Origin of the sequence: Actinoplanes sp. NPDC051513 (genome assembly GCF_044454685.1) — a bacterium.
GTDB lineage: Bacteria > Actinomycetota > Actinomycetes > Mycobacteriales > Micromonosporaceae > Actinoplanes.
The window spans coordinates 1-13601 of sequence record NZ_JBITDW010000038.1 but is presented as its reverse complement, the minus strand read 5'-3'; the positions used below and the strand labels follow the sequence as shown (position 1 = coordinate 13601).

Here is a 13601-nt window from a genome sequence, read left to right as displayed (position 1 = left end):
CACCTCGTCGTAGTACGTCGGCATCGGCGTGCGATCGATAACGGACGGTGCCGCACCGTTGGCTATCGTTGGCACCGCACTGCGGCCGGGCCACGGGACAGGTATTCCGGCCGCGACGTAACGTCGTCGGCAGGCAACGGAACCAGTGCGCGAAGAGAGACGTGTGGCGGTGTTCATTTCGTGACCATGGTTCCGGAGCTGGTCGACCGGCCGGTCAGTTTCGCCTACAACTACCGCATGCGTTGCAGCTGCGGTGGCGTCGAGGATCTGAGCGCGGCCGACTATGAGGCCGAGATCAACGAAGCTCACATACCATGCTCGCGCTGTTGGGGAAGCATTCACTTCGGCCGAGCCGTTGCCGCGTTGCGCAATCTCAAGGATCCCGCGCTGGAGAATGAACAGCTCGGTCGCTTGGCGTGGTATCACACGAGCACATCGCCAGACTGGCCCTCGCTGACCTACGAGGTACAGGAGCGGCAACGGCTGCGCGACTTCGGCCTCGTCACCGACGAGCAGATCGCTATGCTTTCCGGCCTGGCACTGCACGTCGGCACGTATGAGGCTGCGATCGAGAACGTGTTGCGTCGGATGAAGTACCAGGACGACCGTGACTCCCGGTTCTTCCTGTACCGGGTGGCACTCGACCTGGACTCGACCCGGGTCGAGACTGGCTACCGGGACGAAAACGAGCAGCGCGCGGCCCGTTTGTCCAATACCGAGCTCCGGGCCGAGGGCCTGCAAGCGGTCCGCTACCTCAACGTCTACGAGTCGCCCGGGTCGTTGTCGTTAGCGGTGACCGCGGACGCGATCGCCGCGGTGCACATGGTCGACCTCGACGGACACGGTCTGGTGCCCGATCACGATGCTGAGCTGACCGAGCGGCTCGACTCTTTCCAACGCGACCTCGATGCCGCCCGGCTGCGGCCCCTGCCTTCACCCCGGGAACCGATCTCGGCCATGGAGCAGCTGCAGCGTCGCGCCGCAGCTCGGCGCGGACAGGCCGTCGACCCTGGCCGGCCAACCGGACCGGAGTTCTACAGACTGTGGGAATCGATCGACTCGATCCTGGCCGAGCGCTATCTCGTGGGCGTCAACGCGATCGTTACTCGGGAGTTCCGCGACGCGGTCCGGCCACGGCGACGAGATGACGACGGTGCCGTGCGCGCGTACGCCGACTTCTACGCCACCCGCGCGTTCGCGCTGACCCATCCGTCTGCACTGATCGCCGGCCTGGCATCGCGACCCGCGGCAGCCCTCTGGTCGCGACCAGCTGAGATCGACAGCTGAGGTCGCCGGTCGCGGTTCCTCGCATTGACCCGCACCACGCGGCCAGCTCCGCGGGTCGGCCGCCCGGGGGTTCCGGCGCTGAGCTTGGCCCAAGCCGAACACTGCAAGGGTATGCCGATGGCTGAGTGTCGCGCGGCAGGGTGAACGTCCAAGTGATCCTGCGTCAGGTGCGTTGTGGGAGCGTCGGCTCGCTACGCTGGCCGCGGCTTTGGAGGTAGCTATCTATGGCGGTGTCCGGTCTGGCCGACGGCAACTGGTGGGTCGACGACCCGATCGACGAACAGAGCGACGACCTGTTCGGGCGCGGCCCTTTCGTGGCACGCGCAGTCAATTTGCTCGAGCAGATTGGCTCCCGGTCGAGCAGCACGGTGGTCGGCCTGGTCGGCCCGTGGGGCAGCGGCAAGACGAGCACGATCCGGATGATGGTGGCGGGCCTCAAACCCGACTCGTGGGGCGTCGCCTGGATCAACCCATGGGCGTTGTCTGGCCCTGACGCGGTGGTCACCGAGTTGCTCGCCGCGATCCGCAGCGCGGTCCCGGAGAAGAGCCGCGCCGGCGCCCGGGTCCGGACTCAGCTTTCTAAGTACGGGGCTTTGGCCGCGCCGGCGTTGAATATGGTGCCGTTGGTGGGCGGCGCCATGTCTGAGGTGGCGAAGGAAGCCCTACAGCGGTTCACCGACCAGGGCACGCTCGAGGACCAGGCCGTCCAGGTCCGTGAGGCGCTGCTTGAGCTGGCTCGCCCGACGCTGATCGTCATCGACGATGTCGACCGGCTGCAGCCCGACCAACTCCTGGCAGTGTTTCGGGCAGTGCGGGTTTTGGGCCGGCTGCCACATGTGCACTACGTCCTCGCATACGACCAGCAGACCGTCCTCGAGGTGCTGTCCACGACCCCGATCGCCGATAAGCACGGCGCCCGGGCGGTCGCGTTCCTGGAGAAAATCGTCACGTTGCGCCTCGAGCAGCCGCCCGTCCGGCTGGAGCACGCCGAATCGCTGTTCAACACCGGCTGTGCCGGTGCGCTGAGTCGGGCGTCCGCGACCCTGAGCGAGGACGCGCAGCGCCGGATGATCGAGGAACGCGAGTCGCTCCTGCTGCCGGTCTTGACCGAGCCGCGCGGCATCGCCCGGCTGCTAGCTCAGGTCGACATTTACCTGCCGCTGGTCGACGCCGCCGAGGTCGACGTCGTCGACTTCATCACCGTCACCTTCCTACGGATCACCTATCCACGCCTGTATCAGACCATCGCCGTGCACCGCGGCGCGCTCGTCGATAACGCCGAGATCCCTGATCTCCGCACCGAATTCGATGAGGAAGCGCTGGCCAAGCTCGACGTGCCGGCGCCGCACACCGGCCGGGTAGCGGCCGCCCTGCAACGGCTCTTCCCGCTGCTGGCTGAAGACAGGATCAGAGCGATTCGGGATCAGCACCGGCGGCACGGGCAACAACGGATCAGCGACCCCGACTACACCGAACGCTACTTCGCCCTGACCTCGATCATCGGGGAGATCAGCGACGGTGCCATCGGCCGGGCGATCCGGGAACTGGCCGAGGGACGCCGCCGCACGGCGACCACGGAACTCACCACGGCACTACGACCGGACCTCACCGACGCCCACGCGTGCGCCCGAACGGCGCGGACCCTGCGCCGGGCCGCGTCGCTGTCCGCGGAATTGTCCAGCAGCGAGGCCGCTGCGGTCATCCCGTATGTGTTCGAACAGTTCAGTCATCTTCGCGTTCCTGCGGCCGGAGGCTTCGGGCCCGATGAGGAGGCCACCGTCTGGCTCGCGGCGTTGCTGCAACGAGCCGACAGCGGGCCGCTGCCCGATGCCGGGCCTAGCGAATCCGGTCAGTTGCAGTATCTGTTGAACGCGATCCGGCTGGCCGTTCCCGAGCCAGCTGACGTCACCATCGCACGCCTGGCCGCTCAAACCGCTGGCTCGTCGTGGATCGCGGATGTGGTGAGAGCCGCGTACGAGGCGGCGTGGACGAGGGTCGTGGAGCATACGCGGCTCGGAGATGCTGCACCGATCGAGCCGGTAGGCCTGTACATCTCTCGGCTGGAGTCGGCATTCGGTGACGCCGACATCGACCGGCGGATCACCGCCGCTGTCAACAACGGCCTGCCGATCGCGGATCTCGCGGCCCGCCTCGTCGAAACCGAGGTCGTCTACGGATTTGCCGGCCACCACACCCGTATCGGCGGGTTCGATACGGCGGCCTTCCTACGCCGCGTCGGACGTCAGCACGTCGCCGCCGGCCGGGCGCAGCTGGGTGACGCCGCGGAGGGTGCCCGGCCGGGTGCGATTGATCGGGCCGACGTGTCGTGGGCGAATCGGCGTCGGTTCGCTGCCGGCTGCCTCGTCGAGGCGCTTGTGGCGGGCACCACGGAACCGGGGATGCTGTTGCCGAGCCCGGCTGAGGAATCGCTGCACCCCTTCGCGAATCGCCGCGTGCTGGTGGACGGTGGTGGCGAACCGATCGACCTGACACTCCACGTCTCCATCTTGATGCCGGCGTCGAGCGAAATTCCTGCTCGGGTTAACAACGGATGGGGTCCTTCCGCGGACGCACGGGAAGAGTTCCTTCTCGCCGCGATGGAAGGTTCGCCGATCAGCTCCTGGATTCGTAAGCGTCTAGACGAATGGGGTGCCGCCGCCGAGCCCTGGGCCATCAGCGAGGTCGGCGGCCAGTACTACACCGTTGCGCGTTCCGGCGCCCGGACCGCCGCGCCTGATGACAATTCTCCTCAAGCATCGCCTGTCAGGCTCGGCGTCGAACTGCTTACCGGACAGGCAGCCGGAAGCCCAAATCCGCAGTCACTGCTGATGACGATCGGTATCGGGTTCTACCTCGCCGAACTCGCAGAACAAGACCCGCCCACACCGGCGGAAACCCCAGTGGCTTCCACCTCCGCCGTGCTAACTCTGCAGGGCTTGTTCGAACTCATCGATGCGCTCGTTCACTGCACGCAGACCGCGAAGGAGTTGTGGACGACGTTCGACAATCAAACGCCTCTACCTGATACCTCACTCCTGCGATTGTCGCTGACAACACCCAAAGGACTCGCGGAGGTCGTCGACCTCAGCGCCTACCAACGGCGAGGCGCCGCGAATCGCAGCGAACACACCAAGGTCTACCGCTACCGATCCGGATCCAGCGACTTCACGGCGGCAGCACTGCGGGACTGGCTGAGCGAAGACGGGTACCGACAGCATGAGCGAGCGATCCTGGACATGTGGGACGCGGCACCCCAATGAATTCGCGGATCCGTTACACCGGAGGACCACCTCGAAGACGCGGTCGGCGGGAGCGCTGCTCTGCTCGCCGGCGCATCGCCGTCTTACTCTTGAAGGCTGAGTGTCAACGCCGCCCGAATCTTGACCTTCGTGTTGAGCGGGTTCTAGGAAGCACGTGGTCGGTTTTCAGCCGGAGCCGACAGACGTGCCGTCATCCTGTTCGAGGGAAACCCGATGGCTTGGAAGCTCCGGAATCCCGAACTCATCGACTCCGTCTCCATGCCTGGCCACTGTGCGCGAGCACGCCACGCCTGCCGTCGCGCCCGGACCGATCCGATCGCTGCGATGATCACAGACAAAGGATGCTGTGTCGCTCAGCCGCCGACGGCTGATGCGGTCCGCTGAACGGGGGAACTGCGCTGTGTTACCGACTCTCCACCAACAGCCGTACATCTGTTCTATAGGCTGTTGAGCAGCCAGCTTGACGGGTCGCCACCCTCGTTATTGCGAAGAGTGACCGCGTGGGTACGGGTTCGGTAGTGCGGTGAGGCGCTCGATGCGCAACCATCGGGTCATGATCGTGGGGGGACAGTAGATGGCCAGCCGTCACGATACGGGCACGGTTCCTCCTGGCCAGCTGTCGTTGCCGGACCTGGCGACCGATGCTTTGGGGTGGCAGGGGTTTCTCGTTTCTCGAGTGGCGCTGCTCGGCACTGTCACGTCGATGGTGGTCAGATTCGACCGTGATGCGCACATAGCCCGGCAAGAACGCGGTACGGCGCAGCCTATGCTTGATACCGATACGTTGGCGATGTGGGAGTGGCCGCAGGCTGATGAGACCTTTCCGCGTAGTGTGATCTCGGTTGTTGGCGTGCTGGCTCACGAGGCGCAGTCAGTCAAAACGTTGGTCGGAACCGCTCGCAAGTGGCGCGGATTTTCCGCTAGCGCGGTTCTGGTCCCGAGCGGGCGCCGACTTTCAAAGCAACAGCAGCTCGAATGTGCATACTCCGGTATCGCGGTCGTGGCTGGGACCGGGCAGCGTGTCGAGGTACTCCAGCAGGGATTTCCAGGACGGCTTGCCAATGCCCGGCGCACCGTGGCTGATAGGTGGGTCGAGGAGCAACTCTACGGAACGCTGCTGAGCCGTGCGGAGTCACCGGACGCGATGCTTCCGGTTCAGCTGGGCTAGCGCTTCCTGCCAGCGGCGAAGTGCTGTGGGCGGGTCGAATCTGTCGGTGGTCGCTTCTATTTCCATGTGCCTGACCTGAGCTTGTTGGCAGTGGGCTTGCCAGCTGGCCAGGCGCTGGGCGCGAGTGGACCCGGGTGTCAGGAGCTTGGCGCGCAACTCGAGTACGGCGGTGACGGAATGGATGAACGCAAGTTCCTCCTGACGTTCTTCGGGGTGCAAGGCAAGCTGGCTGATCGGGACGCGCAAGCAGGCGTCACAGTCACACTGCCAGAGAACGTCCTCCGGATCAGCTTTCGCTGCGAAAAGAATCTTCGCCAGGTTGATGTAAGCCATGCACTCCCGGATGACTGCTGCGATCATCGGTGACTCGGTGCTGCCGCCCCCGCCTCCGCCGTCCTTCGGGGCTGGGTAGAGGTGTCGTAGGGAGGTGGTGGTACCGACGGCCGCCGCGAGTGCGCCGGCGCATAGTGATCCCACCGCTGAGATGTCGCACCGCAACAGCAACACGGGTGGTCCGGCCTCGATGATGCGCATGAGGCTGGCGGCGACGCCGACGAGCCCGAACGGGTCGTCCTTATGTTCCAGGACCAGGGCGACCGGAAGGCCGGCGGTAGCGATCTGGTCGGCCAGGTTGGTGGTGGCTCCGGGGTTTCTGAGCCATGACAAGTGAAGCGGTAGCAGTGCGATCGCGTCACCGAGGGCTGCGGTGCGCTCCAGGATGCTTCCGACCCCGGTGTCGTCGCCTTCGGCGACGTACCCGGAGTCTGTCAGCACCGGCAACCCCAATTCGCGCTGTCGGCTGATCCATCCCTGATCGAATTCCGCTGCTGCTGTTAGCCGATTCTTACCCGTGTATCGTTCGGCATCCAGAAGCAAGGGCCGTTGGAAGCCGAGCCGGTTCCGTAGATGGCTGGCAGCGCGGAAGGCCTGTATCTGCCCGGCGTAGCCTCGGTGACCCGCCGCGGTAATGACCAGGCCGCAGCCTTCGGTATTGGCCGTCGCCGCCGCTGATAATGCCTGCTCGCTCCTGCATTGAATTAGCAGCGTCTCCTGGAGCTGCGCCGCGTACGCGGGCACTCGTCGCTTGCTGGCGTCCGGGAGGTCTGGGGGCATCACTTCACAGCCTCCGCCCCGCCGCGGCCGAGCGCGGCACGATGGCTCATGTAGTGGTACTCGAATGGCTGCGGAAGCATGAGGGCCACAGCGGCGACCTTCTCTACCGAGCGGTGCAGTGTGTCGAGGTGAAGGTCAACTACGCTGTTGATCAACTGCGGGTTTTCCTCCGGGAGGACGCCGGGCTCTACTAGACGCCAACCAAGCGTGTTGAGTCTCATGCGTAGCGCCTGATGCGTGTCGGAATCGATGGTGCCTGCACGCTTAGCGGTCTCGATCAGTGCGGCGATCGAGATGCCCCAATGCAATTTGAGACCGATCAGCGGCCGGAAGTCTCGGGGTGTCAGGCCGGCGAGAAACGGCCGTATCGAGGCGGCCGGGGCAATGATCTCGCGAGCGAAGTCGTTGGCCTCCTGCTCGACATCGTCCTCGCCGGTTGATACCTGCCAACCGTGGAGTACCAGATGGCCGGCTTCGTGGGCGACACTGAAGCGCTGCCGGTCGGGGGGCAATGCCGTGTTGACCACGATGATCGGGCTGCGGCCGGGTACGCGCAGGCTGACCGCGTCCTGTGCATCGGTGCCAAGATCGCGCCGAACGATCACGACGCCGAAGCTTTCGACGAGCCTGATCATGTCAACGACTGGTTCCCCGTCCTTGATGCCAGCCTGCGCGCGCAACAGTTGAGCAGCCTGCTCGGGGCTGTGGTTCTCAATGGGCAGTTCCGGCAGGTCGGAGGCGAGCCGGTGCGGGACCTCTTCCAGCAGCCGGGTAGCTGACAGGCTGGCCAACTGGGTCAGGCCTTCAATGCGCCGTGCACTTCCGGCCGCCAGCCGGCTGCGTCGACGTCGGTGATGCACACACGAAACGCCGCCGCCCAGGTGTGGATCCCGCAACGCGAGCAGATCGGCTGGCACCTCCAGGGCTGATGCAACTGCGATCAGAGCCTCGCCCTCTATCTCAGCCTGTCCGCTCTCGACCTTGGAAAGGAAGCCCTGGGACAGGCCAGCCTCCTTGGCCAGCCTGGCCTGGGTCCAGCCTCCACCCTTTGCCTGACGTACAACTGCCAGTGCCGCTCCGCTGCCTCGCACAGTCACCTCTGCACTGTCTAGGATGTCCTGACGCACAGTAACACAGATAGTCCAAAATATTCCGAGATCATTTCGCAGCATTCCGAGCGGGACTTGAGCCCCGAGGGAGCGCCGCGGACAGCTCTTCGGATGTAACTCCAGGGCTCCCAAGTTCGTGGGCGTCCCGGAATGCGCTGCCTGCAGGCGGCCGGCAGACCCGGTACGAGTGCACTGGATTGACGGGCGCCATACGGCAGCGAGGCCCGAGTAATGCGCGACAGGAGATGGCGTCACCTGACGCCGTTGCCGTTCGAGTCCACTGAGGGATCTTTCGCGAGCGGCAAGCAGGTTAAGGAGCGTCTTGAGGGCGCGTCCGAACGAGTTCGTTCGGTCGTCGTCAACGACCTGTGCGCTACATGAAAGTAGCTCGTCAGTACGCCAGGTGCACGGCCCGGGCGATGCCATTCATCCCGCCACACGTCGCCGTAGGTGTGCTCGGCGTGTCGCGGTCCGCGGCAAAGGCGCTTTACCCGTGGCTGAGGGCTTCAGGCGGTCGATTGTCGAACGGTTTGCCGAGCGCGATGCGCCGGAAGGCGTCGATTTCGCGGATGTGGGCGTCGTGGACGTACGGCACCAGCGCCGTCTCGGAGGCGTGCAGGCAGGCGGGGTAGCCGACTTCGTGCAGCGGGTGTCCGGCCGGTGGTGCCGGGCTGAGCGGGTCCCAGCCGATCAGTGCGCAGACTTCTTCGGCGGTGCGGCGCGCGTAGGGACGGGCGAGTGCCCAGAGTGGTTCGGCGTACATCGACCGGAGGCTCCAGAGGTCGCTGCGGTCGGGCGCCTCGGGCGCGGGTGTGCCGGGTAGTTCGGCGGTGGCGAGTTTGTCGAGCCGGTTTCGCAGGCTGTCTCGGCGGCTGGCGATCGGGGCGTTGTCAGCGAGGGCGTTCTCGGCCAGGCTGGCCGCGGCGCCGTTGTCGTCCGGGACGCCCAAGCCGGCCGCCTTGACGGCGGCGCTGACGTGGTCGTCGAAGTCGCGCCAGAACTCGAAGGAGCCGACGCCGCAGGGCCACCAGTCGAGGTAGCTGTTTTTGTCGGTGATCGGTGTGCGGTCAGCGAACAGGGTGGCGATTTGCGGGAATCCGGTGGAGGTGAACCAGTCGGCGAGTTCGACGCGGCCGAGCCAGTCGGTCAGTCGCCACCATGCGTCGCGTTTGACGCGGGAGCTCGCGGCGGGCACGGCGAGCTGCAGCACGAGCGGCCGGAGGTCATCGGCGACGGCGTCGTACAGGTCGATGCCCCAGGCCTCGAGGACCGGGGAGTGGTGAAAGTCGTCGGCATGGAGACCGACGGGAAGGCTCAGTGCTTCCGCGTACGCGGCGGTGAACGGGTGCGCGTCCTGAGCGTCCTGATCGGAGTCGTCGAGTACGACAAGGCGGCCGGTGAGGGTGCGGTGGATCGGGACGTTGAGTTTGCCGGACTTCGCCCAGTTGTAGGCGGTGCGTCGGGGGATGCCGTTGCGGTCGGCCCATTGGGACAGCGGGATCGGGGTCATGAGCCGACGATGGCACAGATGGCACAATGCCATTCACGAAAGCTGTGCCAACTGTGCCATCCACTCGAACTGGCATAACGGTTATAGCGGGATATCGCTATCAGCGAAGTGGATCCGGCCGGGCCGCATTGCCGCCCAAGCAGGGACGATGCCGACCGCGGCGAACCCGGGTAAGTCATTCGTCTAGGCCGAGACCTGCACCGGCCGATCCTCGAGTGCCTCTGTCCGCCCGCGCTCCGTCGCTTCCTGATCGAGTGATATCGACGCGTGCGGGTTGCCTCTCCTCGGTCGGCTCGTTGGTCAAGGTGAAGGTTCCTCTTATCTGGGAGCTATGACAGGAGCGGATGTGCGGACAATGTCCGATACCGATGCGATCGTTCAGGATCCGGTGACAGGGTTGTTCGAGTTCCGGCTTGAGATGGGCCGTGACCACGGTGGGAGCCGGATGCAGGCACGCCGGTCCGGTTTCGCCACGGCGAAGGCGGCGAAGTCCGAGTACGGCCGGTTGTACCGGCAGCGGGACGCGCTGCATCCGAGACCGCGGCTGAGTGACAGCGTGCAGAACATTTGCGAGGGCTGGGTGCTGGCCCGTGAGCAGGAACTTGAGCCCAACACTGTGTACGGCTACCGGTGGCTGCTCGGCTTGATCTACCCGTATGTGGGCGGCGTGCGAGCGTCCCGGCTCAGCGCCAGAATGGTGGAGCGTGCCTACCGCGAGCTGGAAGGAAGCGGCTATTCCCGCACTACCCTGCGAACGCTGAACCTGGTGCTCGCGAAGGTATTCGCGGAACAGGTCGGCAGGAACTTAGGGACGCGTAAGCCGCGCGAGAGCGACGACGAGCGGCCGGTATGGTCGCTGGCCGAGGCGCGACGCTTCGGCGACTACGTCGCTGGGGATCGTTTGTATCCGATGTGGCGGCTGTTACTCGTGTCCGGCCTGCGGCGCGGGGAGCTGTGTGGTTTGCGGTGCGGTGACCTGGAACCGGTGCAGGGCACGTTGACGGTGCGCAGGCAACTGGTGGTCGAGGATCCCGGAAGCCGACTTCGGGTGAAGCCCCCGAAGTCGCACAACGGCGTGCGCACGCTGGTACTCGACCCCGTGACGCTCGACTTGGTTACGGCGGCCGCGGCCGGCCCGGCGTCGCGGTACGTGTTCACCGGCCGGACGGGCCGGCCGATGCGGCCAGACAATCTCACCGACCGATTCAATCAGCTGGCCGTGGCCGCGGAAGTCGGGCCGATCGGCCCGCACCAGATTCGGCATCTGATCGCGTCGAGTCTGCTCGACGCCGGCTACGGCGTTCACGAGGTCGCGGAGCGGCTCGGCCATGATCCGGCCACGCTGATGCGCTACTACACCCGGGTCAACTCAACCCGGCGCCTGCAGGCCACGGACCGAATCGCCGAATTGATGACGTTACCCGAACGCCAGGCAGGGTCGCTGCGGAACTGGCCGGACGAGACATCGCCAGCCGTCGTTCCTGAGGTCCGCAAGGCCTGCCAAGTTACACCTACGCGGAGGCCCGGAAAGCGGGTACCAGGGTCCAAGCGGTCGCTGACGCGATAACGGACGCCGGCTCGCCCGCCGCAGCAAAGAACTCGCGATAATGGCCGATTCCGTGTTGAGTAATCGGCGGAATGGGATCGAGTCGGCCTAGCGGGTCGTAGGCGCTAGTCAAGGGATCGCGTCGATCTCGGGTTAGCACGCCGATCGTTATCCCGAATCGGCTGCCGTGGCGTCGCTGGAACGCACGTAAGACGCTCGAGAGAACTCGTCTGAGGGAACTCGTGCGACGAAACCGCAGGTAGGATGGTTGTGGTGGGATCAGCGGGAGGTGGGTGGTAGCGACACCTTTACTCGGCCTGATACGATTTCTAGTGACCTGGGAAAACGTCATTGAGCACGTCGCTGGGCCTTGCACTTGCTGGGGGTCAAGGGGTCGCAGGTTCAAATCCTGTCAGCCCGACTTGGTGAAAGGCCAGCTCAGCTGGCCTTTTTCATTTCCTCCCGTGAATGCTTTCGGATCACGACGACACGCATTTTTGCCCGAACGCGCGTACGGTTTGCCGGGGCTTCGTTGATCGCGTCCTTCCTGTCGGCCTGTGGGGAAGTGCGGCGTCCGGTCTCCACGCGAGCGCGTGCATCCGGAAAGTGGCGTTGAGCAGGCATTCCCTCCCACGATCCGCCGACCGTCGGCGTGTGGCTGTAACCTTGGGCATCGCGGTTGTTCGATGTCCATTCTGGATGATCACGACACATCAGTGACACGAACGTCCGTACGGTGATCTTGGTCCGACCGCCCGGGTGCAGGCCGTAGCCGGCGGGCGCGGCGGATGCCTTCTGATTGCCTGCCGGTAGGCGGCGTTCAGACCGCCGGCGCCTGTCTCGGCCCTCGCGCCGGTGGCTCAAATCGTGTCCCGGCAAGGTGCAGATCGCCCGTGTGGTTGTCCTGGCCATGGCTTCATGATCCTGCGCGGTGGCGGGCCGCGGAAGTGGTCCGCGGTGGTCTCCGGTGGTCCCGAGGAACGTGGCCGTTGTGGCGGCTGGCTTCGTTCGCGAGTTTGGGCGCCTGTTGTTCGCGACCTTCGGCGCCACGTGGCCAGGCGCCGCGTGCCGCAATGTTCGTGAGAACCGGCACCACTCGCGGATCTTGAACTACCGGTGGTGCCGACGGTCGCTGACGAGCCCGCTCACCCTCTGTGCAAGTGATCATGAGGCGATTCGGGGCGCGAGTGTGCGGCCGATGAGAATGCGTCGCTCAACGGGCGATAGAGGGCGGGGCCGCGCCAGAAATGGTGGTTATCGCAGACAGCGGGCGTTGATGCCGTTTGTGGGCGGGCCCTCGGGCGGCTCCGGGAACCGGCGCATGCCTGTGCTGAGCCGGAGACATGTAGTTCACGGCCCGCCGGATCCCGCCGACATCACGGGCCGACCGGGCGGATCCACGGGTCGAGGATCAGGCGGTCGAGGCCGATCGCGGCCAGCGTGTCGTACAGCGGCTCGGTCAACTGGAGCATCATCACCCGTATCTTGCCGTTCTGCGAGCTGGCCAGGTAGATGTCCGGCCGCCCGGTCTCGTCCATCAGCGCCCCGATTGCTTTGCCGGTGGTGGCCTGCAGCCTGTCCTCGGCGGCGATGCTGTGCCCGCCGGGTACGGCGACCACGCAGAGGTTGTCGGTGTATATCGCCCTCAACGCCGCGCGGGCCTGGTCTACGTCGCCGCTGACCACCTCGACCACCAGGATGCGGGCGTTCCCGACGTGTGTCGCGAACGGCTCTGCGAACTGCTCAGCATGTGCGCGCAGATAGTCGCGGGCCGGCTCGTCGAACCAGTCCTCGCCGTCGCGCCAACCACCGGCGGGGGCCAGGCAAGGCGAGGTGTCCGGCATATCGAGGTCCTGGAGCCGGCCGGTCGACGGGGGCGAGTACGGCATCCGCCGGATGTCGGACAGCCGGCCCGGATGCCACCGCCCGCGCACCGTCGCGCCGTGCGTCGGTTCGACGCCCGGCACCCGGATGCTCCACCGGCAGGGAGCGTTGATGAGGAGGGGGTCCGGGGCCGGCGAGCACATCCTCGAACCCGCCTCGACCGGGCCGCTCGCCTCGACAAGATCGCCCTCCCGGACGATCAGCCCGGACAGCCCCGCTGCATCGCTACCCGGCACGATTGCCCCTCTGCAGTCTCGAAGTCCGCGCACTGGTCAGACGATAATCGCTGATCAACACCCTCGGCGTCGCCCGAGCCAGCCAACCGCACCTGCGAACGGACGACCGCCGCCCGCCTGACCGCGCAGTAGCGACGGCAGTAGCGACGATGGACCGGTCCTTTCTGCCGCAGGCAAGGCACGCCCTGCCTGCTACACCCGTCACCGTGCGTGAACGGTGTACCGGCCGACGACACGTGAGCCCGTCCTCGCTGAGGGGTGGCGCCCAAACTCACGTGTCCTTTGCCAGTACAACTGAGGCAGCGATGGACTCCTGACCTGGGCTGCCTCATTTGAGGTGGCAAGCGGTGGGATTCGGTTTGCAGTTGAAGATGGGGTAGCTCGCAGGATGTCTGAGCTGCCCCGATCTTTTCGGACAGGCGGATTTGTTCTAATTCATGCGGCAAGCTGCCGGTCTTCGAACTCGTTCCGGACTTGCCGGGGTGTCT

9 protein-coding genes are annotated in these 13601 nt (G+C 65.7%); 4 read left to right on the top strand and 5 right to left on the bottom strand.

Annotated features, from left to right (window positions below; translation table 11 throughout):
* Positions 1-180 precede the first annotated feature (180 nt).
* The 3 genes from ACIA5D_RS48975 to ACIA5D_RS48965 all read left to right on the top strand — a co-directional run bounded on the left by ACIA5D_RS48975 (position 181) and on the right by ACIA5D_RS48965 (position 5715).
* Entirely contained in the window at positions 181-1287 is a 1107-nt protein-coding gene (locus ACIA5D_RS48975) for a hypothetical protein (RefSeq protein WP_396037606.1), read from the top strand.
* Between the two features lie 224 nt (positions 1288-1511).
* Positions 1512-4547: a P-loop NTPase fold protein gene (locus ACIA5D_RS48970; RefSeq protein ID WP_396037605.1), complete on the top strand. Its 3036-nt coding sequence runs from the start codon at positions 1512-1514 to the stop codon at positions 4545-4547.
* 574 nt (positions 4548-5121) lie between these two features.
* On the top strand, positions 5122-5715 hold the full coding sequence (locus tag ACIA5D_RS48965; RefSeq protein ID WP_396037604.1) for a hypothetical protein: 594 nt from the start codon (positions 5122-5124) through the stop codon (positions 5713-5715).
* On the opposite strand, the gene ACIA5D_RS48960 is transcribed toward ACIA5D_RS48965, so the two are convergent.
* The 3 genes from ACIA5D_RS48960 to ACIA5D_RS48950 form a co-directional block, all read right to left on the bottom strand.
* Positions 5680-6792 (bottom strand): hypothetical protein, encoded by a 1113-nt coding sequence (locus ACIA5D_RS48960; RefSeq protein ID WP_396037603.1) that lies wholly within the window; start codon positions 6790-6792, stop codon positions 5680-5682. The genes ACIA5D_RS48965 and ACIA5D_RS48960 overlap by 36 nt on opposite strands.
* Before the next feature lie 35 nt (positions 6793-6827).
* On the bottom strand, positions 6828-7955 hold the full coding sequence (locus ACIA5D_RS48955) for a helix-turn-helix domain-containing protein (RefSeq protein WP_396037602.1): 1128 nt from the start codon (positions 7953-7955) through the stop codon (positions 6828-6830).
* Between the two features lie 469 nt (positions 7956-8424).
* Positions 8425-9447, bottom strand: coding sequence for a hypothetical protein (locus tag ACIA5D_RS48950; protein ID WP_396037601.1), 1023 nt, complete (start codon positions 9445-9447; stop codon positions 8425-8427).
* Positions 9448-9802: 355 nt separating this feature from the next.
* Here ACIA5D_RS48950 and ACIA5D_RS48945 point away from each other — a divergent pair, with 355 nt between their 5' ends.
* Positions 9803-11014: a tyrosine-type recombinase/integrase gene (locus ACIA5D_RS48945; protein ID WP_396037600.1), complete on the top strand. Its 1212-nt coding sequence runs from the start codon at positions 9803-9805 to the stop codon at positions 11012-11014.
* A 417-nt stretch (positions 11015-11431) separates the two neighbouring features.
* Here ACIA5D_RS48945 and ACIA5D_RS48940 read toward each other — a convergent pair whose 3' ends face one another.
* Both ACIA5D_RS48940 and ACIA5D_RS48935 read right to left on the bottom strand, forming a co-directional pair.
* Positions 11432-11905, bottom strand: coding sequence for a hypothetical protein (locus tag ACIA5D_RS48940; protein ID WP_396037599.1), 474 nt, complete (start codon positions 11903-11905; stop codon positions 11432-11434).
* A 464-nt stretch (positions 11906-12369) separates the two neighbouring features.
* Complete coding sequence (locus tag ACIA5D_RS48935; RefSeq protein ID WP_396037598.1) at positions 12370-13113, bottom strand: hypothetical protein; 744 nt, start codon at positions 13111-13113, stop codon at positions 12370-12372.
* Positions 13114-13601 lie beyond the last annotated feature (488 nt).

Excerpts from the sequence above, each read along its gene's own strand:
- ACIA5D_RS48950 (WP_396037601.1), bottom strand. The coding sequence starts at position 9,447 with ATGACCCCGATCCCGCTGTCCCAATGGGCCGACCGCAACGGCATCCCC.
- ACIA5D_RS48940 (WP_396037599.1), bottom strand. The coding sequence starts at position 11,905 with ATGGCCAGGACAACCACACGGGCGATCTGCACCTTGCCGGGACACGAT.
- ACIA5D_RS48970 (WP_396037605.1), top strand. The coding sequence starts at position 1,512 with ATGGCGGTGTCCGGTCTGGCCGACGGCAACTGGTGGGTCGACGACCCG.
- ACIA5D_RS48945 (WP_396037600.1), top strand. The coding sequence starts at position 9,803 with ATGTCCGATACCGATGCGATCGTTCAGGATCCGGTGACAGGGTTGTTC.
- ACIA5D_RS48965 (WP_396037604.1), top strand. The coding sequence starts at position 5,122 with ATGGCCAGCCGTCACGATACGGGCACGGTTCCTCCTGGCCAGCTGTCG.